Here is a 22,039-nt window from a genome sequence, read left to right on the forward strand (position 1 = left end):
AATTAACTTTTAATCATCAATAGGTTACAGGGCAGATTGCCCAATAAATCTTCCAAATCATGCGGAAATAGTCGGTCGAAAAAATTGAGTTTTCGATCATCTCCCATGACCAGAAGATCTGCATTTATTTTTTCACAGTATCTGGCAAGCTCTGTGGCCCACCTTCCGCCGGTCACTTTGATGTTTATTTTCAATTCACCCAAGTCCAATCCTTTTAAATTCTCCTCCACATAATCAATTTCATCCTGCACAAGTTTTCTCCGGGTGCCAGAAACTTCATCTTCCGAATCTTCACTGGCAGTACCCATCACCAGCCCGTACATCTTGATCTCGTTTAGGATATGGACGTTTTTGGCTGCGATTTTTTTAGAAAAATCGATTCCCTGTCGGATCACTTTTGGCGTGATTTCCAGTTGGGTGCCGTTGATGACCACCTGAGAAAAATCGGTGGTTTCCAGCTTGGGCTCAATCAAAGTGAGTAGGGAACAATTGGCCTTTCGTATGATTTTTCTGGCCACGGAACCAAGGTAATAAGTCAAAAGACCTTCTTTTTTCAATGCCCCCAAAATGAGCAAATCTACCTTTTCTTCGGCACAAGTCTCCAGGATTTGTTTTGCAGGCTTGCCTTCTTTCCAAAGTATCTTGACTCTTCTCAGGGAAGAACAATGCTTGTCAAAAATCTCACTCAATCGGGACTCGAGTTCGGGAGTTTTTACCCCAACATGTATTAAAATCAATTCCCCGTCAAAGAGATCCACCAGCCTTTTTGCTTCTGCTATCAAGGCCTCCATTCTTGGGGAAAAAGCCAAAGCCAATCCTATTTTCTGATACATGGTATTCTGCTTCAATCCCTCAAATAAGGAAAATTAAACGAATTGGCAAACCACTTCTTTCCTTCAGCCATTTATCCCAAACCCAATCCGATAGAGAATCTTTTCCCCCACTTCAAAAAGGACTTCTCGATAAACCGGCATTTTTTAGTAAACTTCCCTACTCATTCTTAACCCGATTTCAGAATCAACCCAATCTTATTTCTATGAGAAAATTCTTACTCACCGGGCTGATATTTGGGGCATTACTTGGGGGCCATGCTTTTGCCCAAGGTGACTACCCCACACTCAGTCAGGTCAATCAAAGACTCCAAAAACTCGGAGGTAATCCTTCCGTGGAGCTCAAAACCCTTACCCAAACCCTTGGAGGCAAGGACATCCAAGTCCTCAAAATCGGCAAAGGAAATCTGGATCAGAAGCCGGCCATCGCAGTAGTCGGTGGAGTGGAAGGCTTCCATGTACTCAGTGTAGAATTGGCCCTGCAGTTTGCCGAAAAGCTGATCGCTGAGCATTCAGACGCTTTGGAGACCACCACATTTTACGTCTTCCCCAATATGTCGCCAGATGCCTATGAGCAATACCATGCGGCGCTGAAATATGAGCGGAGAGGAAATGCCAACTCTGCAGACCATGACCGAGATGGCACACCCAATGACAACGGCTATTCAGATCTCAACGGAGACGGAATGATCACCTGGATGCGTGTAGAAGATCCGATGGGAGATTGGACCGTGTCCAAGGAGGATGAACGAGTACTCGTCAAAGCTGACCGATCCAAAGGAGAAGCAGGAAAATACCGGGTCTTTAAAGAATCGAAAGACGAGGACAAAGACGGAAAATTTGCCGAAGATCTGAAAGAAGGCATCGCTTTTAATAAAAATCTCACTTACAAATTCCCGGTTTTTGAACCGCTGGCTGGAGATATTGCCGCTTCGGAAAAGGAAACACGAGCGCTCTTGGACTACCTATTTGAGCAGTGGAATATTTTCGCATTTGTGACTTTCTCTCCGGCAAATAATCTGAGCGCGCCGATGAAATACAATGCGGGAGATGCCAGAAAGCGGGTGGTGACTTCAATTTTGGAAAAAGATCAGGCCATCAATGCCATGGTGTCTGACATTTACACCAAGACCGTCAGCCAAAAAGCATTTCAGCAAAGCAATCAGGGCACGGATGGAGACTTCTTCCAGTGGGCCTATTTCCATTTTGCCCGACTGAGCTTTTCCACTCCCGGATATTGGACTCCTGAATTCAAGGGAAAAACCAATGCGGAAGCCAACTACCTGGCTTGGGCTGATTCCTTGGGTTGGGATTCTTTTGTCCCTTGGACGGAAGTAAAGCATCCGGATTTCCCTAACCAAAAAGTAGAAGTGGGCGGAATCAAGCCTTTCGTGATGGTAAATCCTCCCTATGAAAAAGTGGGAGAAATAGCCCAAGAGCATACAGACTTTATCCTAAAACTAGCTGCCATGCAGCCCAAATTGGAGCTTCACAACCTGAAGACCGAGGCCCTAGGCAATGGTTTGACAAGAATTACAGTCGATCTCTTCAACAACGCAGCCCTTCCCACCCATTCTGAGATGGGTGCAAGGTCCAGGTGGTTGAGAAAAATCCGGATAGATATCGATGCATCTGGTGACAAACTGATCTCAGGTGACAAAATCAAGTTATTGGACTCCATGGGTGCTTATGAAAAAGTGACCCTATCCTGGATAGTGAGAGGAAGCGGCAATGTAAATATCAAAGCAGGTGCTGCCCATACTGGATTTGTAACCCAAACTGTCAAACTCTAAGCCATGAAGATGATGAATACCAAGAAAATACTAGCCACCCTGGCTTTGGGAGCATTGAGTCTGGGAGCAATGAAGGTAAATGCCCAGCAGGAAAATTTCTTCCGGGCCATCGGAACCCCCCATAAACCCAAAGTAGAAATCGCCTGGAACCGCTATTACAGCGCGGAAGGCCTTTGGGATTGGATGAAAAAAATCGCTGCTGCACATCCGGGCTTGGCCAAAGTGGAGTCCATAGGCAAATCTGTTGAAGGCCGGGATATCCTGACTATTACGATTACGGACTTTTCCACCGGAAAAGACACAGATAAGCCAGCCATGTGGATTGATGGAAATATCCATTCCAATGAAATCCAAGGCGGGGAATTTTCCCTGTATCTGGCTTGGTATCTGACGGAAATGCACGCCGATAATGAATTTATCAAGCAGCTTCTTCGGGATAAAACCTTCTACATCACTCCGACCATTAACCCAGACGCCAGAAACAATTTCTTCAAAGAGCCCAATACGGCCAGTTCTCCCCGCTCGGGCATGCTCGTACTGGACAACGATGGCGATGGAGAAGCCGGAGAAGACCGCATGGACGATCTGGATGGAGATGGCAATATCACGATGATGATCCGCAAATCTCCAACGGGGAGATTTATCAAGGACCCTCTAGATCCAAGAAAACTGATGCAGGTCGGACCGGATCAAGTGGGAGAATACGAAATGATCGGTCAGGAAGGATTGGACAATGACGGGGACGGTGTGGTGAATGACGATGGCATCGGCTATTACGATCCAAACAGAGACTGGGGCTGGAATTGGCAGCCGGATTACATCCAGCGGGGAGCACTCAAATATCCCTTTACCCTACCGGAAAACAGATCCATCATGGAATTTGTGATGAAGCATCCAAACATCGCAGCTGCTCAAAGCTTCCACAATTCCGGAGGGATGATCCTGCGAGGCCCAGGGGCTGAGGAGGATGTCAATACCTACAACAGAGAGGATATCAGAATCTATGACGCTATAGGAAATGTGGGCGAAGAGATCATTCCAGGCTACCGATACATTGTTGTCTACAAAGATCTCTATTCTGTATTTGGCGGGGAATTGGATTGGTTTTATGGAAATCGGGGGATTTTCACCTACTCCAATGAGTTGATGGTTTCTTATCTCTACTTCCACAAAAATGCAGGGCGAGGCAATCAGGACGAACAGCTGAAAGTGGATCAATTGCTGACCTTCGGAGACGCTTTTGTAAACTGGAAAGAATATGAGCACCCACAGTTTGGCACCGTGGAAATCGGCGGATTCAAAAAGACCTTTGGCAGAGCTCACCCAGGATTCTTGTTGGAGCAGGATGCGCACCGAAACGCCGCCTTCACCATTTTCCACGGATATCACACCCCCAAGCTTTCTGTAATGGATGTGAAGGAAGAAGATCTGGGCGGAGGACTGAAGGCAATCACAGCTACCATATTCAATGAGCGGATGATTCCAACACACGCCAGCCAAGATCTGAAATACAATATCGAGCGACCGGATTACGTGACCCTTACCGGAGCAAAAGTTCTTGCCGGTTTTGTGGTGGAAGACGAGGACATGAAGAAATTCAAGGAGCAAAAGTCTTCGCCTGAAAAAATCGCGGTGGACAATGTTCCTGGTATGGGTGCAGTAAAAGTCCGCTGGATTGTTTCTTCTGCTTCCAACTATTCCATCACGGTGGATTCAGCCAAAGGAGGAAAAGCCAGCTGGAAAAAATGATTCATTTGATAAAAAAGTAAATAGAAATCCCGTCAGCTGAGTTGACGGGATTTTTTTTGACTTTCTATTTTACCCGAAATATCATTTTTTTGACACGGTTCCATTTGATTACCTTACAGTCTGAAAAGGCCCGACCCCTACTCGATCAGGATAAAATGAAACAAGCGCTTACTCTTCTTAGCCTATTTCTGTTTTTTGGCTTTCAGGCCTTTTCGCAAAACCAGCCCACCGTTCTGATCACTTATTTTTCCCAGTCGGGAAATACGAAGATACTCGCAGAGGCAGTCGCTGAAGGTGCAAAATCTGTAGAAGGGATTGAGGTAAAACTCCTGACGATAGAAGAAGTGAATCCAGTGGAATTGCTAGAGGCTGAAGCAATTATTGTTGGCTCTCCTGTTTACAATGGCAATCCGGCTCCTCCTGTTTTGGAGTTTATCAATTCCTGGCCATTTGAAAACAGGCCTTTGATGGATAAACTCGGGGCGGCGTTCGTCACTGGAGGGGGAATTTCCATTGGGGAGGAGGGAGTCATGATCGATATTCTTCGGGCCATGTTGATTCACGGAATGATTGTGATGGGAGGTGAAGAGGTAGAAGCAGCTTTCGGTGCATCAGCCATTACCGGTGAGGGGCCGTTTGAAAATGAAAAAATGGAGGATATTTTTTTGAAAAAGGCCTTTGGACTGGGTAAAAGAGTGGCCGAAAAAGTCATCCAAATCTCAAAATGAAGCTGCGGGCTTGCTTTGTCATCCTACTTTTCATCACCGGAATCCACGAAGGGATTGCTGTTCAGGATTCGCTTCGCAAATCCCAAGCTTCCATCAGGCTGGAAAATGACGCATACATTCCTGGTAGGATGGATCGCTATTACAGCAATGGGATTAAGCTGGATTTTCACCACTACCTACGTGCTGGCAAGAGCTTTTCCTTCACTTTGGGAAAGGAAATGTACACCCCGGATTTGAGAGAAGATAAAATAGGCGCACCAATAGACAGGCCTTTTGTCGGACTGGTATTTTTTGAGACAGGAATACAATGGAGGAAGAATAGATGGTTTTATGAAATCAGCGCATTGGGAGGATTGATGGGACCACAGTCAGGTATCGATCGCCTGCATATTTGGTATCATGAACTGGCAGGATTTCCAAAGCCAATAGGCTGGGAGGAACAGCTTCCCAATTCAATTTTGGGTAACATTTACGCAGGGGCAAAATTCAATTTACTTGGGAATTCAATCGCTGATATCACCCTTTCCGGAAGGGCTGCTGTCGGAAATTGGGATCAAAGCCTACAAGTAGGCCCCATTTTTCGTTTGGGAAAATTACTACCTCTATCGGTATCCCAGCTCAATGGAAGCAGGGTGGGGTCTACAGGAAAAAGCCTCGAACAGTACTTTCAATTGGGATTTTTTGCGAGGCAAACTTTTTGGAACGGCAGTATAGATGGGGGAAATTTTAGACAAGAATCAGGCTTTCAGGCCTCATCCCAAAGCTGGTCCTGCACCGCGGATTTGGTTCTCAACTATAAGAATATCGGTTTTTCTTATGGGCTGAGCTTTCAAAGCAGAGATACCCCGAGTGCGGAAAACCACATATATGGCAAAATCATGCTGCACTGGCTTTTCTGAAAAATATGCCAATCCAAACAGGACCAAAAAAAAATCCCCACTCAAATTATGAGCAGGGATTTAGATAAATGTTGGTTTAGCTTAATTACTTGCTTGCTACGTAGGCAGTAAATCCTGCACCGGTAGACACTTTGAAGCTGATTGCTTCAGGGAATGCAGGCTTGGAGATGGTATATACCTTGTGCAATCCTTGAGGATTTTCCACTGTTTCGGTATGGATCAGTTTGTCACCGTCAAAAATTTGAACAGTTACGTCTTTGGCATCCAAAGCGGAAACCAAAAGTCTGAACTGATTATCACCCAAGACAGTCACTCTGGAATAAACTTCAGGCTTGGTCACCACTTCGGTATTTACAGTAGAAGAACTCAAATTACCGAAGGCATCCGCTACCTGAATCTGATATTTTCCTTCAGGAAGCGCGTTCAGATCATATCTTTTTGCAAAAGCTTCAGTTTTTGTGATTCGGTCTCTCAATACAAGCTGATTCTGCTCATCGAGAATTTTTACCACCATAGGACCTTGAGGTGCTTCTTTTACCGCTACCAGAACTTTGGATGGTTCAGTCTGACGGATTTCTACCGGCTTGTCTTCGTTGTAAGCAAACGCTCCTGTTACGATCCCCGCAACAAAAAGCATAGTCATGATTTTTTTCATTTTACTAGTTGGTTTAAATAGGTTTTTAATTTCAATTGCTGATCCTTTGACAGAGATCAGGGTACTTGGTTTAATAGGTGTTTGATTTGATGCGTAACCTCTGGATGGACAATTTCCATCAGGGAGTGATTTTGGGTTACCGGGCCAATTGGCTAATTCGAATTACATTACAAAGTTACTAAACGGAGCATTAATTGCAATAGTTTCAATAAATCAACCTTTATTTTTTCAAATCATTAATAATAAATGCATTTTATTATAAAAAGTATAAAATATAGCCGCAATCGATAGCGAAACCCCACAAATTCTGTATTTTTCTGTAAAATGAAATTTTATTCTGAAATATTGTGATTATAAAAAATCATGTCACTACATGAATTAGAATTATTCTCGATTCGCAATCGATTGTATCGTATGAAAAAAAATTAAAAAAATTTTCAAATAACCATTCCTTTTCAGGTTTTGAACAAAAAAAGCCCGAAAACGGGCTGATTTAGATTGGGAATTCGGCTGAATTTCAGTGGATTTGCTTTTGAGCTTTTGCCAGCATTTCCTGAGTAAAACTCCCCTTGAGCTCTACCACTATCAAATCTCCTTCTTTCTCATCCCCTACCAAAATAACCAGGTCGGAGAAGTTTCTAGATCCTTTTCCATAGATCATCACTCCGCTTTTGCCTTCAGCAGCCTCCATCAGGAGATCGTAATTTTCGCGGACGAGTCCCTTTTGAAGGTCTTTATATTCGGCCATGGCCTGAGCTCCTTCGGGTAGGGTAAAGAAGTTGAGTCTCTCAACAGATTTGGCCACGGTGGCCATGTCATTTTTATCCAAATCGATTTTGAAGCCTTCGGCAAAATTCATGAAGTTCCCTCCCAATTCCATGTGGAAGAAGTCATCGTTGCTTTTGTATTTGTCTTTAAGCGCGGCGATGCTTTTGCTTTGGGCTTGAACTCCAAACACCAGTGCAAATAAGGATAAAGTGAGAATTAGCTTTTTCATAAAATAGTATGGTTTAGTTTAAATTATTTACTGCCTTTCGGGCCCTTCGACCCTTTGTTATACTGCTCCATGCCTAGGATATTGGTCTTTTCGGCCAGCATATTCAGGTCTTCATAGGTAAAACTCCCCAACATGGAAATCAGGGAAAAACTTTTGGCGTCACCCGAAATCATCGTCAGTTCGCGGATAAGACCGGCTTCCTCCCGAATCATAAATTTCAAGCTGCTGCTTTTGTCCTGCACATCCATCAGCTCCTCGTACTTATTTTTGGCCAATGTACCCATTGCCTCTGTATAGAGTGCCTTTCCATTGACCTCCTCGGAGGACAGAATCCGTATCCCTTTGATTTTCGCAATCAAGGCTCCGAGTTCTTCGGCATCTTTGTCTCCCTCCGCGTTATTTTTCAGGAATCCACCTGCCATCTGCATCATTTTAGGCGAGATGTACACCCTGGAAAATCGCTCATCTTCCATGTACTTGGAGAAAAAACGCTGAATTGCGTCCTCTTGGGCTATTGATTTAAACCCAAATCCCAGAACAAGTACGGCTAGTAGAAATATCTTTTTCATTGTTAAGGCGCTGGATTGAATAGTTGATTGGTTGTATTAAGGTATTTTAAATCCTGAAGTGGCTCCATTTGCTCTTTTCCTTTGGAGAGGTTGTTCTGGATCAGAGCCAAGGCCTCAGTCACCTGCTCGAAAGCTTCCCGCTGCTCTTGTTTTTGCTCATAATCCCTCCAAATCCACACTGAACTGATTAACAGGATCAGTGAAGCTGCCCAACCCAGCCATTGCAACCTTGCCATACGAGCTTGGGTTATTTTGGGCATCCTGATCTGAGTCGGTTCTGTAGACCTGTATTCCTCCAGAATTCCGAACAAGCGCTTTTCCTGATCAAATCCATCAGTTGCCCTAAGAAGTTCCCTCAATTCTCTTTCCTCTTCGAGTGTAGATTCTGCCTCCCAGTATTTTTGAACGAGTATTTCAATTCTTTCCTTCATGGGGTAATTCCTTGTTTGATTAGTTTTTCCCGGATTTTCGTCCTGGCGCGGTGCAGGTTTACTTTCACTTGATCCATTGGGATTTCCAAATAGGTGGAGATTTCCTCGTAGCTCATCTCTTCCACCTCACGGAGAAGGAACACATCCTTTTGCTTGGGTGAAAGCTCCTCCACGAGTTCCAAAACCAGCCGATGCTCTTGCTCGATCTCCAACTTTTTGGATTCCGGCTGAGAAAGCTCTTCGGCATTTTCCAGACTATCCAAAGGTTTGATTTTGCGATAATGCGTCAGCATTTCATTTTTCAGACTTTTGACCAGCCATCCGCCCAGATTGGGATGGGATTGGAGCTCATGCTGCCTGATCACCGATTTTTCGAAGACATTTTGTAGCACATCCTCAGCGAGGTCCCGGTCCTTGGTCCACAGATATACCATGCGGTAGAGTCTGCCTTTCAAAGGCCAGATGTGTGTCTCGAAAAATGACTTCATTCGGTAGGATGATGCAGATAGGCGAGAAAAGTTACAGGCTAGGAAGAAAAAAATTGCATTTTCTTCAAAACCATAAGCCAAAAACAGGGATTCTAAGCCTAAACAATCCTTGGAAGATTAGATTCATTTTAAATTCAGTTGAAAAAATAGTATGCATGCAGACTATTTTATATTTTGCACAGGTGAAAAACAGGAGTATTTCAGTGGCAACTAGAAAATCAATGGGCAAAAAAAATCCCGATCCTTTGAGGGATCGGGAGGGTGGTGATGAGTGGACTCGAACCACCGACTCACGGATTTTCAGTCCGATGCTCTACCAACTGAGCTACATCACCTTTTCGTAAAGTGATGCAAAGGTAGAAATATGCCGAATTGATACAAATGGTTTTCAGAAAAAAATAAACCCAAATTCTTGAAAAAACAGCTAATTAAAACACTATGAGCATCTTACCTCAACTTGCATTTCTCCTGATTTTGGGCGTTGCGGGCTATATTTTGAGTAAAAGGATCAAATTTCTGAGAAGAAATATCCTTTTGGGCAAGGGCGAGACCAGGAATGACCAACCTGAAAGACGCTGGCAGACGATGCTGCTTGTGGCTTTCGGGCAGCAAAAAATGTTCGCCCGCCTGACCCCGGCATTTCTTCACCTTCTCATTTATGTAGGCTTTTTGGTGATCAATCTTGAGGTCCTCGAATTTATACTAGACGGGATTCTTGGCACCCACAGGCTATTTGCCCCTGTCTTGGGAGGAGCCTACACCGTGGCGATCAATATTTTTGAATTTCTCGCTGTTGCCGTGTTGATTTCCTGTGTGGCCTTTCTGATTCGTAGGAATGTGATGAAAGTCGAGCGATTCACCAAACCTGAGATGAAAGGTTGGCCTGCTTTGGATGCTAATTTGATTCTGGTGATTGAAATCATCTTGATGTTTGCTATTCTCACCATGAATGCCACCGATCAGATTCTCGCGGCTCGGGGCGACGAGCACTATTTGGCCTTGGGAACGCTGTTTTTCAGCAGCATGCTTCAGCCTCTTTTTGAGGGATTTTCCAATGGGGCTTTGGTTGCTATTGAGCGCTTTGCGTGGTGGTTTCACATCGTAGGCATTCTTGCTTTCGCAGTATATGTCACCTATTCCAAGCACCTCCACATCTTCTTGGCTTTCCCGAATACTTGGTATTCCAACCTAAAGCCAAAAGGAGAAATGCAAAATATGCCTGAAGTTACCAACGAGGTGAACATGATGCTGGGAATCCAAGGGGAGACCTCCTCCGAACCTCCGGCAGAGATTGGTCGATTCGGTGCCAAAGACATCAATGACCTTACTTGGGTCAACGTGATGAATGCCTATTCCTGCACCGAGTGCGGAAGATGTACTTCAGAATGTCCAGCCAATCTGACTGGAAAAAAACTTTCTCCCAGAAAGATCATGATGGACGTCCGTGACCGTGCAGAAGAAGTAGGAAAAAGTATAGATTCCGGCGGACCAGGCTTGGAAGACGGCAAGTCTCTTTTGGGTGACTACATCACCAAAGAAGAAATCAACGCCTGTACCAGTTGCAATGCCTGCGTAGAAGCCTGCCCGGTCAACATCGACCCGCTTTCTATCATACTCCAGCTTCGTCGCTATGTGGCCATGGAGGAATCAGGCACCCCAGCTCAGTGGAATGCCATGTTCCAAAACATGGAAACCAGCTTCTCTCCCTGGAAATTCAGTCCTTCGGATCGATTCAACTGGGCTGATAAAGTGAAAGAGGAGGAAATGAAGTAATCAAAAGTCTGATGCTTGATGACCGATGTCCGGTGAAATTATCTTCCCGCTTCTTGGTTCTTGCATCTTATGTCTAACGTCTAAAATCTGAATAAATGTCTACCTATAAAGTCCCTACCATGGCCGAAATGGCCGCTAATGGCCAAACCCCCAAAGTTCTTTTTTGGGTGGGATGTGCCGGCTCTTTCGACGAGCGATACAAAGCCGTCACTCAGGCTTTTGTGAAAATCTTAAATAAAGTCGGAGTAAGCTTTGCTGTTCTGGGTCCTGAAGAAACCTGCACTGGCGATCCAGCCCGGCGTGCAGGAAACGAATTCCTATTCCAAATGCAAGCAGTCGCCAATATTCAGGTCCTGAATGGATATGAAGTCAAAAAGGTGGTTACTGCCTGTCCTCACTGCTTCAATACCATCAAAAACGAATATCCTGCTTTGGGAGGTAATTACGAAGTCATCCACCACTCTCAATTTCTCCAGCAGCTGATCAACGAAGGCAAAGTAAGGCTACAAGGAGGAGGAGAATTTAAAGGAAAGAAAATCACCTTTCATGATTCCTGCTACCTCGGCAGAGCAAATGATGTCTACGAAGCCCCAAGAGAAGTGATCAAAGCGCTCGATGTGGAACTAGTCGAAATGAAGCGATGCCGAACCAAAGGCTTGTGTTGCGGAGCCGGTGGAGCACAGATGTTTAAAGAGCCTGAGGCCGGAAAAAAAGACATCAACATTGAGCGAACTGAGGAAGCGTTGGCTACAGGAGCTCAGGCGATTGCTGTAGGATGTCCTTTTTGCCTCACCATGATGACTGACGGAGTCAAAAACAAAGAAAAGGAAAATGAGGTGGCCGTGTATGACCTCGCGGAGATGATCGCCAAAGATATGGGCATATAAGATTGATCTCATTGAATCAATTCGACCCTTTTTGCCGTTATGCAGAAAGGGTTTTTCTTTGACCAAACAAAACACCATGTACATTCCATTTGATCAGCTGCCCGGACATGCCCGAGTCTGGGTTTACCAGTCCAATAGAACGTTGAATGAAAAGGAACTGGAAGTTATCCAGCAAAAACTGACTAGATTTTGCGAAGGCTGGAACACTCATGGAAACCCAATGCCCACCTCATTTCAAATCTTAGACTCGCAAATTCTGATTTTGGCAGTGGATGAAAGCAACTTGGGAACCAGCGGATGCTCCATAGACAGCTCAGTCCGAACGCTCCGGGAATTGGAATCTCTGCTTGGAATCAACCTTACCGATCAGGGAAAAGTGACGGTGAAAAATGCTGCCGGCCAGGTGAATGTACTTCCTGCTTTGGGACTCAAAAGTAAAGTTCAAGCTGGGGAGTTGACCTTGGAGCAGGAAGTAATCAATCCTCAAGTCCAAAGCAAAGCCGATCTTCACCAACTCTGGCAACCTGTCCGAAATAGCTGGCTGAACAAATATTTTCCGAATTAAATTTGTATTATTCAGAGCCCGAACATGCATTCGAAATCCATGAAATATTATTTTTTCTCACTTTCTCTTCTTTTCACCCTCGTTTTGGGAGGTTGCAAAAGTATGTTGGAGAAAGGCAACGATCAATTCCTTTCCGGACAATATCAATATGCCATCAATACTTTTGGAGGAATATTGGAGCAGGACTCGACGGATTTCAGAGCTAACCAAGTAATGGCAGAGAGCTACCGCCTTTCCAACCGGATAGAAAAATCAGAGCCCTACTACCGTCAGTTGGTGGAACAGGAGCCTTCTTTCAATCACTATTTTTTCCTTGCCCAAAGCCTAAAGGCCCAACAGAAAAACGAGGAAGCCAAAAAAGCCTTTGAATCTGCCAAGCAATACACCTCCGATGAGGCCCTTTTGGCAAGAACCCAACGGGAAATCGAATCCATCAAACTGGCAGAAGGAATAGAAAACTACTGGCCCAATCATGTCTTGGTCAACTATCAGGAACTGAATACTCCCGGACCGGATTACAGCCCGGTAGTCAGTGAAAACTTCCTCTATTTTACAGCCGGGAGACAGGCCTCCGGTATCTATCCTGCCACAGGAACTCCCTATACCAAGCTTTTTAGAACCAGAGCAGAAGGCGTGAGAGTGGATGTTGGCGGAATTCAGGCCCTGCCGGAATTCCGAAATGAGGAAGGCCTAAACCAAGGTGCCATCGCTATCAGTCCGGATGGAAATACCATTATTTACAGTCGAGGAAACTCCACTTCCCCGAAAGACCTGCCTGAAAATGCCCTTTTTGCCTCCTATTTTAGAGGTTCTGGATTTACTCAGCCAATTTGGATGCCGGTAAATGAAGATGAGTTTTGGTGGAATTCCACCCCTGCCTTTAGTCCGGATGGTTCCGAATTGTACTTTGCCTCCAACCGCCCGGGAGGATATGGCGGAATTGATCTTTACAAGGCAACAAAACTGGCCAATGGAGACTTCGGAAACGCCGTCAACCTTGGCCCTACCATCAATACGCCGGGAAATGAGCTTTTCCCAAGAATGGCCCCCGACGGAAAATTTTTCTTTTCATCCGATGGTCATCCGGGATATGGAAAGCTTGATCTTTTTGTAGCTGAAAAAGATGAAAACGGAACTCAGGTGATCAAAAACCTGGGAGAGAACTTCAATACCAAAGACGACGATTTTGGCATTTTCTTTACCGAATACCCCAAAACAGGGTTTATTTCCTCCAATCGAGAAGGTGGGGTAGGAGATGATGATATCTACTATTTTGAAGACAAAACCCCCAAGCCAAAAATTATCAATGTCCTCTTGAATGTCTTTGCCAAGGAAACAAAAGAAGACGGCTCGGATAGCCCAATCCCTCAGACCAGAATAGTCCTGTATGGCTCGGACAACAAGCAGCAGGGAGGAGACTTTTCCAATGCCAACGGGCGGGTAAGATTTACCATGGCTCCGGAATCCGATTATACCATCATCGCTTCCAAAAACGGCTACTTCTCCAAGTCTGTCCCTTACACGACCAAAGGAAAAACACCGGATCCTGCCACTCTTATCCAGGATGTGACCAACGTGACTTTGGACACAACCATCTATCTGGATCAGCTGATTTTGGAGAAATCTATCGTATTAGAAAACATCTATTACGATCTGGATAAAGCGGATATCCGTCCGGATGCTGCTATTGAGCTGGACAAATTGGTCAAAATCCTTGCTGACAATCCAAGCATCCGAATCGAGCTTAGCTCACACACCGATGCCCGGTCCAGCGATGCCTACAACTTGGATCTTTCCCAGAGAAGAGCGCAAAGTGCGGTTGACTACATTGTCTCCAAAGGGATAGCGGCTGATCGATTGGTGGCCAAAGGCTATGGGGAAACTCAATTGATCATCAAAGACGCCCAAACCGAGGAAGAACATCAAGTCAACCGAAGAACCGAGTTTAAGGTGATTGAGATTAAGGAGTAAAATTAGATCCAAGACGCTAGAATCAAGACACAAGACTTATAGGTTCTGGAATCTTTCTTCTGAAGAATTAAAAAAGTGCCATCCGGATTGAATATCTGAATGGCACTTTTTTGTTAAGGCGGTGGATTATGGAATTTCATTTGACCAAGCCCACCCTATTCTACTCAAATAGCTTGATCTGTTTAGTTTAAGGGATTTTAAAATTATCTCTCAATTCTCCATCGCCTCGTAGATCAAATCATGAATCTCAGTCCGGATTCCCTCAGAGAGCAGCTTATTGTTGTTGGCATCCGGATAGACCCGATTGGAAAGAAAGACGTAAATCAGATCATTTTCAGGATCCGCCCACACACAAGTTCCGGTAAATCCGGTATGACCAAAAGTGGATTTGGGAGCTAACTTCCCTGCAGACCCTCCCTTTCCGACTTCGGGTTCGGGCTTATCCCATCCCCATCCTCTGCGGCTCATATTGGATTGCCTTTTGGTAAACTCCTTCACCGTCTCAGGGCGGATCAAATTGACGTCTCCATATTTCCCTTGATTGAGCATGAGTTGCATCATGACTGCCAGATCATTGGCTGTGCCAAATAAGCCGGCATGTCCAGCTACTCCTCCAAACATAGCTGCTCCGGGATCGTGGACATAGCCTTGGACCTGTCTTTTTCGAAAAGCCACATCATTTTCAGTAGGGGCAATGGACGTGATCGGCATTTTTTCCCCAGGATTAAAAGTGAGGGTATGAAGTCCCAATGGTTCGTAGAAGTTTTGAGCCAAAAACTCATCCAAAGGCTGATTCACTATCCGCTCGATGACTGCCTGCATGAAGTACATGGTGAGGTCTGAATAAACGTACTTCACCGGCTTGGGAAGAAGGTCAGATTTGACTGTCCAGCTCCAGATACTGTCCCTCAGCCCATCTCTGGCAAACATATCGTTGGAAACTGGTCGAGAAAACCCGGGTTCTGAGGAAGGCTTATAATACTCGGATCTCCATTGACCACTTTCTACCGTTTTCACATAGTGGGGAATAAAAGCCTTTAATCCCGCCTCATGCGCCATGACATTTTTCAGGACAAGGTTGGCCTTATTGGTCCCCTTCAACTCAGGAAGGTAATCTCCCAAGGTTTTGTTCATGTCGAGTTCACCCCGACTTTCCAAAAACATGGCTGCTTGGGTAGTAGCCAAAACCTTGGTAATCGAAGCTAAATCATAAACTGTATTGGGAGTGACAGCCGCACTCCTTTTGTAATCCAGATATCCATAGGATCGCTCAAATACCACCTTTCCATCCTTCACAACCAAGACATTGGCACCCGGGGCCGCTTGAATCTTGATCATTCGCTTAGCGACCTCATCTATCCGGTCCAGCTTTTCACTGTTAAGTCCCACACTTTCCGGCATCCCGTAAGAAAGCTTGCTCAAGCCTGGAAGAAATCCCCCAACTCCCTGAGTATATCCACCGCTTACGCTGACCGGCATAATTCCTTTTCCGGGCCTTCCCCCAAAGAGAAGCTGGGGAGCAAGCATTTGTGTGATTTCATTGTTCTCGTAGGCCAAGACCACATTGCCCATTCCCTGCACGGCTGTCGCCGCATAGGCATTGCCAAAGAGGACCGTCACTACCTTTTGTCTTTTTTCCAGAGCTTTGATCAGCTGAATATCCATCGGTGCTATGCCAAATGCTCGATTGGGACTGTTGGTTACACCCATCAATCCCACGATGACTACATCAAAGTCTTCCAACTTTTTCATCAGGGCATAGTGTTCAGATTGGGAGGCCGCTTTGCTTATCGAAAAGTGCTCGACTTTCGTGTATTTGTTCAGGTATTGGGAGAATTTTTCCCCTGGATCACCTATGGTCAAGCTGGCAAAACTCTTTAGATCGAGCTGCTTAAATGGCAAAAGATCTCCTTTGTTGGAGGCTACGGTGAAGGCATCAGCGTAGAGCTTTTCTAAAATAACTTTAGATGCGGCGGGATTCAAACGGTCGGCAATTTTATGGGTATCGATGGGTTTTCTTTTGTGCAGTCCTGCCCAATATTTTGCCTTTAGAATTTTCTTTACCCGGCGGTTGATTTCTGCTTCCGAAATCAAACCCTGACTGACTGCGTCTTTGATCAGGACTTTGGCTTTGGGAACATCCTGAGAATACAAAAGCACGTCATTTCCTGCCAAAAGGGCTTTGACATCAACTTCTCCCGGCCTATTGGAAACAGCAACCCCTCGCATATTTAGCGCATCGGTAAATACCAATCCCTGGAAATTCATCCGCTTTTGGAGCAAATCCGTCACTACCGGTTTGGAAAGACTCGTCGGAACATTAGTTCCTTGACTCAGGCTGGGCACATCAAGGTGAGCCACCATCACGGACATCAGATTTTCTCTGAATAACTCCTGATAAGGGTAGAGATCGACATTCCAGATTCGGTTTTCTGCATGCTTGATCACAGGCAGGGTATGGTGGCTGTCAGTCTCGGTGTCCCCGTGACCGGGAAAATGCTTGGCATTGGCTATGACTCCATGGTCCTGAAGCCCCTTCATGTAGGCCAACGCCTGTCGGGTCACCAAATCCTTGTTTTCCCCGAAAGCACGATACCCGATTACCGGATTATTGGGATTGGAGTTGACATCCACTACAGGGGCAAAGTTGATGTGCATTCCCAATTCCTTAAACTGTAGGGCAATCTGCTTCCCCATTTCATAAATCAGCTGATCATCCTGCACTGCCCCCAAGGTCATTGCTTTGGGAAAATTGAGAACAGAATCCAAACGCATACCCACTCCCCACTCTGCATCCATAGCAATAAAGAGAGGGGTTTTGGCTTGGGCTTGATAGTAATTGGTCAATCTCGCCTGCCGGTTGGGTCCTCCTTGGAAAAAAATCAGCCCTCCCAAATTCTCCGTTTTGATCAGATTGCTGATCTCATCCACATGTCTTTGGTCCTTGTTGGAGTAGGCAGCTACCATAAACAATTGCCCCAATCTCTCATCAAAAGTCAGAGAATTGAACACGCTGTCTACCCAGGACAATTGCGTAGTACGGTCAGGACTGAGAAGTGGGTCTTCGATCGTTAAAAAAAGATCGGTCCTTGCCGAAGAAAAAAGGCCTAAGACCAAAAAAAAACTGAGAAGCTTCCAATGCTTCTTTCTCATCCCATACATGATTTTAATTCCTTAACTTTTGAAGTAAATTTGTGTTGATACATTGGAAAGGTAGACTAACCCTACCACCTTTTCATCCATCAAACGCTTTCATTCTGCTTAAATTTCAATTTAGTAAAGTTTGACGTAGAAAGCTGTGAAATCCCTGCCAAAGTCCAATAAAACATGATCTACGGCCAAAAGGGATGAGATGGACTCCCTTTGACGGGAAGTGAAAGGCAAGAAAAGTTACTTCAGGAATTCATATTTCTTCGAAAGAGCTCACCTACCTCCTCCAATGAATTGGGATTTATTATTTATGAATCCTTCGATTAGTAGATTGAAAATAAAGACAGATCAAATCGAGTATGACCTAGTTGTTACCCACCGGAATGACTATTCACCATGCGAGATTCTAGGTGACTGCTGAAAACATTTATAGACACATGAAATTTCCTTCCATCTTCCGAACTTCAGCTCCACAGCGCTTCGATATCAAACCCAGATATTATGATCCTGTCAAGGAAGAAATTGAGGAAAGAACCTCCCGGATCAAAAAAGAGCTACAGGAGGAAGGGCTGATCAGTGGAGAAAATGAAAATCCTATGGGCTATGGGGCGGGTATTCGTGGGTCCTTTACCAATTATCGAGGAATCAAACAAAGGGATACCAGTCTGTTTAGCTCCACTGCCATGATCCGGACTCTGATCTTCTTTGGGTTAATCGCGGCTTCATTTGGATATATCTACATCGGACCTGAAATATTCACTTATCTCACCTACGGGGCAGTGATTGTAGGTGCTGTTTACTTTTTCTTTCGCATCAAAAAGCAAGGAAAAAGATGAACAATGTCATCCAGCTCCTTCCGGATGCCATAGCCAATCAGATTGCTGCAGGTGAAGTCGTCCAACGACCCGCCTCCGCACTCAAGGAATTATTGGAAAATGCCATTGACGCAGGAGCTTCCCATATTCAGGTTTTGATCAAAGATGCGGGCAAACAACTCGTCCAAGTCATTGACAACGGGAAGGGCATGTCCCCGACCGACGCCCGGATGAGTTTTGAGCGGCATGCCACTTCCAAAATCCGAACTTCCCAAGACCTCTTTGCCATTCGGACCTTTGGGTTTCGTGGGGAAGCCTTAGCCTCCATTGCTGCGGTGGCACAAGTGGAAATGAAAACCAGGCAGGCCGATTCCGAGCTGGGTACGCTTATCCAAATCGACGGATCTGAAGTCAAAAAACAGGAACCGGTGGCAGCCCCTGTGGGTACCTCCATTTCCATGAGAAACCTGTTTTTCAATGTCCCTGCACGAAGAAACTTTCTCAAATCCAACCCGGTGGAGATGCGCCACTTGGTGGAAGAGTTCCAAAGAGTGGCTTTATCCTATCCAGAAGTGGCTTTTACCCTGTATCAGCAGGATTTGGAAACTTACAATCTTCCGAGTGGCAAACTCAGTCAGCGGATTGTGGGTCTTTTTGGCAAATCCTATCAGGGTCAGCTTGTTCCCTGTGAAGAACTCACTCCCCATCTCAATGTAAAAGGGTACATCGGCAAACCCGAAAGTGCCAAAAAAACCCGGGGAGAGCAGTTTTTCTTTGTAAACAACCGATACATCAAAAGCTCCTATCTGAGTCATGCAGTCAGTTCAGCATTCGAGGGCCTGATTCAGGCAGATCAGCATCCCTTCTATGTGCTCTTTTTGGACATTGATCCGGCACACATCGACATCAATGTGCATCCAACCAAGACCGAAATCAAGTTTGATGACGAACGGACAGTCTATGCGGTGATCCGCTCAGCGGTCAAGCAGGCCTTGGGTGCTCATCACGTGGCCCCATCTCTGGATTTCAGCATGGATGTGAATTTTCAGGAAAATTGGACCAATGACCCGGAAAAGAAAGCCCAAGTGGACCGGGAATACAGCTACAAGACATTCAATACCCCGGAATTCAAAAAATCTTCCGTGTCAGGATGGGAGCGCTTGTTTGAAGGAAATTTATCTTCCACTCCTAGTCCAAGCCAGCCTAAAGACGAGGGGGAAACAGAAATCCTGACTTTCCCTAGCCGGGCGTCCATGGACGAACCCAGATTCATGATTGTACCGCAGGAAGCTGAATCCACCGGAACTACCTTTCAGGTGGAGCAGAGCTATATCGTGGCTCAAATGTCCACGGGTTTGATGATTTTGGATCAGCAATCTGCCCATGAGCGGATTCTCTATGAGCGGTATCTCAAAAATATCCAAACTGCCAAAGGAGCTTCCCAGCAGTGTCTTTTCCCTGCCACAGTCCAGCTAAATCCCTCTGATTATGCCTTGGTGATGGATATGGTGGATGAACTTCACAGCTTGGGATTTATGGTAGAGCCCTTTGGAAAGGATACCTTCCTAATCCAGGGAGTACCTGCAGATGTGACAGTGAAAAACGAAAAGGACCTGTTCGAAGGCCTATTGGAACAGTTCAAGAATTTCAAAAATGAGCTTTCTCTGGACAAAAGAGAAAACCTTGCCCGGTCTCTTTCCCGTAGATCATCGATCAAGAAAGGACAAAAACTTACTCCTCAAGAAATGGAAAATCTGGTTGGGCAGCTTTTTGCCTGCCAAAATCCAAACTATTCGCCGGCAGGGAACAAAACTTTTGTCAAATTGGATTTAAATAGCATACATTCTTTTTTCGGAAAATAACATGTTCAGAAATATCACACCGGTAGTCCAAAATCTCCTCCTGATCAACGTGGTTGTCTTCTTGGTGGCGAGTTTTATCCTTCCGGCCCTCAATCAGTGGTTTGCCTTGTTCAATATCCAAAGCGAATATTTCAAACCTTTCCAGTTTTTGACCTACATGTTTATGCATGCTGACTTCTGGCACTTGTTCAGCAATATGTTTGGTCTTCTGATTTTCGGACCGCTGCTGGAGCAGTTTTTGGGACCCAAAAAACTGTTTACCCTTTGGATGGTCTGTGGAGTAGGTGCCGGGGTACTTTATACCGGATACAGCGTTTATCAATACAAGTCTCTGGAAAGCAAAGTTTTGACCTTTGAAGCCAATCCCGATCCGGAATATTTCAATAAGCTGGTGGTTCAAAACAGAGGGTATTTCTCCCCGGAGGTTTTTGACTTTGTCGATGCCTATAGCAGAAATCCCAATGATCCGGTCTATGTAGAACGGGCCGAAAAAACCCTTCAGGCTATCCTTAGACTGAATGTCAATCAGCCCATGGTCGGAGCTTCCGGAGCTTTGTTTGGAATTTTGATTGCCTTTGCGATGCTTTTTCCCAACACCCAGCTCTTTCTGCTCTTTCCGCCTATGCCGATCAAGGCCAAGTATCTGGTCGGGGCTTATGCCGTATATACCATTTACAACGTTATGGTGAACAACCCTACGGATAATGTGGCCCATTTTGCCCACCTGAGTGGCCTGATTATCGGGGCAGTGTTGGTTTACAACTGGAAAAAAGACAGAAACAGTTTTTATTGATATGTACGGTAGCTTTTGGGAAAATCTGAGGAACGCCTTCCGGCACAGTGACAACAGCCTTTATAAGCTGATCGCGATCAATTTGATCGTGTTTTTTACCCTGTTGATCAGCCGGGTGATTTTGACTATTGGTGGATTGGGAGAGCTGTACCGAGCCGGACTAAGCTGGCTGATGATGCCGGCTTCTTTGGAAAAATTGGCTTTCCAGCCCTGGACTCCCCTCACCTACATGTTCCTTCACGAAGGGGTATTCCATATCCTCTTCAATATGCTTTTTCTGTATTGGTTTGGGATGGTCGTTCATCAATACTTAGGAAGTCGGAAACTGGCCAACCTCTACATCTTGGGTGGCTTATTCGGCGCTGTTTTTTACGTTTTGATTTACAATCTTTCCCCCTATTTCAATGACTCGGTGAGCTCATCCATGATGCTGGGAGCAAGTGCCGGAGTATTTGGAGTGGTAGTAGGGGCGGCTACATTGGCACCAAATACCACCTTTTTCCTGATTTTGATCGGCCCTGTTAAGATCGTCTACATCGCTGCATTTTATGTAATTCTTTCTTTTGCCAATTCCATCGGGGCTAATGCAGGCGGAGAAATCGCCCACTTGGGAGGAGCGCTTTTGGGGTACCTCTATGTGGTGCAGCTTCGCAAAGGAAATGATTGGGGGAAACCGGTACAGAAAGTGGGTATCTTCTTCGAAAACCTCCTTTCCGGAAGAAGAAACAAGGTCAAAGTCAGCTATCGCAAAGCAAAAACAACTTCGAGTGGAGGGGGATTTTCAGGTTTTGGAACTGCTAAAAAAGGGACAAGCGGACCTAAGACAGAAGAAACCAGCCAAGAAGAAATCGACCGGATTTTGGACAAAATCGCAGAAAAAGGCTACGATGCTTTGACCAAAGAGGAAAAAAGGAAGCTATTTGAGTTTAGTAAAAAGTAAATCAATAACAGATAGAAATACACTCCGCTTCGCTCCGTGAAATGCAGTTGAAATAGTATTGGTCTGCTACATTTAGAAAAGAGGTATTTCTACTGTATTTCTACTGTATTTCTACTGTATTTCTACTGTATTTCTACTGTATTT

The 22,039-nt window shown here is 45.2% G+C and carries 19 protein-coding genes and 1 tRNA gene; 12 read left to right on the forward strand and 8 right to left on the reverse strand.

The features are described from left to right. Window positions 1-2 precede the first annotated feature (2 nt). The gene (locus AAA938_RS11025; protein WP_338228786.1) at window positions 3-833 is read right to left on the reverse strand and encodes a universal stress protein; all 831 of its coding nucleotides are present in this window, start codon (window positions 831-833) and stop codon (window positions 3-5) included. A gap of 203 nt (window positions 834-1,036) precedes the next feature. Between AAA938_RS11025 and AAA938_RS11030 the strand changes: the two genes are divergently transcribed. The 4 genes from AAA938_RS11030 (at window position 1,037) to AAA938_RS11045 (ending at window position 5,999) form a co-directional block, all read left to right on the forward strand. Further along, complete coding sequence (locus AAA938_RS11030; RefSeq protein ID WP_338228787.1) at window positions 1,037-2,623, forward strand: M14 family metallopeptidase; 1,587 nt, start codon at window positions 1,037-1,039, stop codon at window positions 2,621-2,623. A 12-nt stretch (window positions 2,624-2,635) separates the two neighbouring features. Next, a complete protein-coding gene (locus AAA938_RS11035) occupies window positions 2,636-4,372 on the forward strand; it encodes a M14 family metallopeptidase (RefSeq protein WP_338228972.1) in 1,737 nt (578 codons plus the stop codon). A 155-nt stretch (window positions 4,373-4,527) separates the two neighbouring features. Then, a complete protein-coding gene (locus tag AAA938_RS11040) occupies window positions 4,528-5,100 on the forward strand; it encodes a flavodoxin family protein (protein WP_338228788.1) in 573 nt (190 codons plus the stop codon). Then, the gene (locus tag AAA938_RS11045) at window positions 5,097-5,999 is read left to right on the forward strand and encodes a lipid A deacylase LpxR family protein (protein ID WP_338228789.1); all 903 of its coding nucleotides are present in this window, start codon (window positions 5,097-5,099) and stop codon (window positions 5,997-5,999) included. Before AAA938_RS11040 ends, AAA938_RS11045 begins: the two co-directional genes overlap by 4 nt. Before the next feature lie 85 nt (window positions 6,000-6,084). Here AAA938_RS11045 and AAA938_RS11050 read toward each other — a convergent pair whose 3' ends face one another. The 6 genes from AAA938_RS11050 to AAA938_RS11075 all read right to left on the reverse strand — a co-directional run bounded on the left by AAA938_RS11050 (window position 6,085) and on the right by AAA938_RS11075 (window position 9,474). Next, window positions 6,085-6,654 carry a NanQ anomerase/TabA/YiaL family protein gene (locus tag AAA938_RS11050; protein WP_338228790.1) on the reverse strand — a complete coding sequence of 190 codons (570 nt, stop codon included), beginning with the start codon at window positions 6,652-6,654 and terminating at the stop codon, window positions 6,085-6,087. 517 nt (window positions 6,655-7,171) lie between these two features. Continuing rightward, entirely contained in the window at window positions 7,172-7,651 is a 480-nt protein-coding gene (locus tag AAA938_RS11055; protein WP_338228791.1) for a DUF4252 domain-containing protein, read from the reverse strand. A 23-nt stretch (window positions 7,652-7,674) separates the two neighbouring features. After that, window positions 7,675-8,220 (reverse strand): DUF4252 domain-containing protein, encoded by a 546-nt coding sequence (locus AAA938_RS11060; RefSeq protein WP_338228792.1) that lies wholly within the window; start codon window positions 8,218-8,220, stop codon window positions 7,675-7,677. Between the two features lie 2 nt (window positions 8,221-8,222). After that, the gene (locus AAA938_RS11065; RefSeq protein ID WP_338228793.1) at window positions 8,223-8,651 is read right to left on the reverse strand and encodes a hypothetical protein; all 429 of its coding nucleotides are present in this window, start codon (window positions 8,649-8,651) and stop codon (window positions 8,223-8,225) included. Next, a complete protein-coding gene (locus AAA938_RS11070; protein ID WP_338228794.1) occupies window positions 8,648-9,139 on the reverse strand; it encodes an RNA polymerase sigma factor in 492 nt (163 codons plus the stop codon). The genes AAA938_RS11065 and AAA938_RS11070 overlap by 4 nt, the downstream gene beginning before the upstream one ends. Before the next feature lie 262 nt (window positions 9,140-9,401). Beyond that, window positions 9,402-9,474: transfer RNA gene (locus AAA938_RS11075), tRNA-Phe, on the reverse strand. A 103-nt stretch (window positions 9,475-9,577) separates the two neighbouring features. Between AAA938_RS11075 and AAA938_RS11080 the strand changes: the two genes are divergently transcribed. From AAA938_RS11080 to AAA938_RS11095, 4 genes are all read left to right on the forward strand, one after another. Beyond that, window positions 9,578-10,912 carry a 4Fe-4S dicluster domain-containing protein gene (locus tag AAA938_RS11080; protein ID WP_338228795.1) on the forward strand — a complete coding sequence of 445 codons (1,335 nt, stop codon included), beginning with the start codon at window positions 9,578-9,580 and terminating at the stop codon, window positions 10,910-10,912. A gap of 95 nt (window positions 10,913-11,007) precedes the next feature. After that, window positions 11,008-11,799, forward strand: a complete 792-nt coding sequence (locus tag AAA938_RS11085; protein ID WP_338228796.1) for a (Fe-S)-binding protein — start codon at window positions 11,008-11,010, stop codon at window positions 11,797-11,799. A gap of 76 nt (window positions 11,800-11,875) precedes the next feature. Continuing rightward, entirely contained in the window at window positions 11,876-12,364 is a 489-nt protein-coding gene (locus tag AAA938_RS11090; protein WP_338228797.1) for a hypothetical protein, read from the forward strand. 39 nt (window positions 12,365-12,403) lie between these two features. Then, complete coding sequence (locus tag AAA938_RS11095; protein ID WP_338228798.1) at window positions 12,404-14,335, forward strand: CHU_0125 family OmpA-like outer membrane integrity protein; 1,932 nt, start codon at window positions 12,404-12,406, stop codon at window positions 14,333-14,335. A 210-nt stretch (window positions 14,336-14,545) separates the two neighbouring features. On the opposite strand, the gene AAA938_RS11100 is transcribed toward AAA938_RS11095, so the two are convergent. Further along, on the reverse strand, window positions 14,546-17,488 hold the full coding sequence (locus AAA938_RS11100; protein ID WP_338228799.1) for a serine hydrolase domain-containing protein: 2,943 nt from the start codon (window positions 17,486-17,488) through the stop codon (window positions 14,546-14,548). 434 nt (window positions 17,489-17,922) lie between these two features. Between AAA938_RS11100 and AAA938_RS11105 the strand changes: the two genes are divergently transcribed. From AAA938_RS11105 to AAA938_RS11120, 4 genes are read left to right on the forward strand one after another with little or no spacing between them, the layout of a single operon-like run. Further along, window positions 17,923-18,321 (forward strand): hypothetical protein, encoded by a 399-nt coding sequence (locus AAA938_RS11105; protein ID WP_338228800.1) that lies wholly within the window; start codon window positions 17,923-17,925, stop codon window positions 18,319-18,321. Then, window positions 18,318-20,162, forward strand: coding sequence for a DNA mismatch repair endonuclease MutL (mutL, locus tag AAA938_RS11110; protein ID WP_338228801.1), 1,845 nt, complete (start codon window positions 18,318-18,320; stop codon window positions 20,160-20,162). Before AAA938_RS11105 ends, mutL begins: the two co-directional genes overlap by 4 nt. Window position 20,163: 1 nt before the next feature. Next, window positions 20,164-20,955: a rhomboid family intramembrane serine protease gene (locus AAA938_RS11115; RefSeq protein ID WP_338228802.1), complete on the forward strand. Its 792-nt coding sequence runs from the start codon at window positions 20,164-20,166 to the stop codon at window positions 20,953-20,955. 1 nt (window position 20,956) lies between these two features. Beyond that, window positions 20,957-21,895 (forward strand): rhomboid family intramembrane serine protease, encoded by a 939-nt coding sequence (locus tag AAA938_RS11120; protein WP_338228803.1) that lies wholly within the window; start codon window positions 20,957-20,959, stop codon window positions 21,893-21,895. Window positions 21,896-22,039 lie beyond the last annotated feature (144 nt).

Origin of the sequence: Algoriphagus taiwanensis (assembly GCF_036245645.1) — a bacterium.
GTDB classification, from domain to species: Bacteria; Bacteroidota; Bacteroidia; order Cytophagales; family Cyclobacteriaceae; genus Algoriphagus; species Algoriphagus taiwanensis.

What these genes read in the sequence shown, in the direction of transcription:
- AAA938_RS11025 (WP_338228786.1), bottom strand. Translation starts at nt 833, where the DNA reads ATGTATCAGAAAATAGGATTGGCTTTGGCTTTTTCCCCAAGAATGGAG.
- AAA938_RS11030 (WP_338228787.1), top strand. Translation starts at nt 1,037, where the DNA reads ATGAGAAAATTCTTACTCACCGGGCTGATATTTGGGGCATTACTTGGG.
- AAA938_RS11035 (WP_338228972.1), top strand. Translation starts at nt 2,636, where the DNA reads ATGAATACCAAGAAAATACTAGCCACCCTGGCTTTGGGAGCATTGAGT.
- AAA938_RS11040 (WP_338228788.1), top strand. Translation starts at nt 4,528, where the DNA reads ATGAAACAAGCGCTTACTCTTCTTAGCCTATTTCTGTTTTTTGGCTTT.
- AAA938_RS11045 (WP_338228789.1), top strand. Translation starts at nt 5,097, where the DNA reads ATGAAGCTGCGGGCTTGCTTTGTCATCCTACTTTTCATCACCGGAATC.
- AAA938_RS11050 (WP_338228790.1), bottom strand. Translation starts at nt 6,654, where the DNA reads ATGAAAAAAATCATGACTATGCTTTTTGTTGCGGGGATCGTAACAGGA.
- AAA938_RS11055 (WP_338228791.1), bottom strand. Translation starts at nt 7,651, where the DNA reads ATGAAAAAGCTAATTCTCACTTTATCCTTATTTGCACTGGTGTTTGGA.
- AAA938_RS11060 (WP_338228792.1), bottom strand. Translation starts at nt 8,220, where the DNA reads ATGAAAAAGATATTTCTACTAGCCGTACTTGTTCTGGGATTTGGGTTT.
- AAA938_RS11065 (WP_338228793.1), bottom strand. Translation starts at nt 8,651, where the DNA reads ATGAAGGAAAGAATTGAAATACTCGTTCAAAAATACTGGGAGGCAGAA.
- AAA938_RS11070 (WP_338228794.1), bottom strand. Translation starts at nt 9,139, where the DNA reads ATGAAGTCATTTTTCGAGACACACATCTGGCCTTTGAAAGGCAGACTC.
- AAA938_RS11080 (WP_338228795.1), top strand. Translation starts at nt 9,578, where the DNA reads ATGAGCATCTTACCTCAACTTGCATTTCTCCTGATTTTGGGCGTTGCG.
- AAA938_RS11085 (WP_338228796.1), top strand. Translation starts at nt 11,008, where the DNA reads ATGTCTACCTATAAAGTCCCTACCATGGCCGAAATGGCCGCTAATGGC.
- AAA938_RS11090 (WP_338228797.1), top strand. Translation starts at nt 11,876, where the DNA reads ATGTACATTCCATTTGATCAGCTGCCCGGACATGCCCGAGTCTGGGTT.
- AAA938_RS11095 (WP_338228798.1), top strand. Translation starts at nt 12,404, where the DNA reads ATGAAATATTATTTTTTCTCACTTTCTCTTCTTTTCACCCTCGTTTTG.
- AAA938_RS11100 (WP_338228799.1), bottom strand. Translation starts at nt 17,488, where the DNA reads ATGAGAAAGAAGCATTGGAAGCTTCTCAGTTTTTTTTTGGTCTTAGGC.
- AAA938_RS11105 (WP_338228800.1), top strand. Translation starts at nt 17,923, where the DNA reads ATGAAATTTCCTTCCATCTTCCGAACTTCAGCTCCACAGCGCTTCGAT.
- mutL (WP_338228801.1), top strand. Translation starts at nt 18,318, where the DNA reads ATGAACAATGTCATCCAGCTCCTTCCGGATGCCATAGCCAATCAGATT.
- AAA938_RS11115 (WP_338228802.1), top strand. Translation starts at nt 20,164, where the DNA reads ATGTTCAGAAATATCACACCGGTAGTCCAAAATCTCCTCCTGATCAAC.
- AAA938_RS11120 (WP_338228803.1), top strand. Translation starts at nt 20,957, where the DNA reads ATGTACGGTAGCTTTTGGGAAAATCTGAGGAACGCCTTCCGGCACAGT.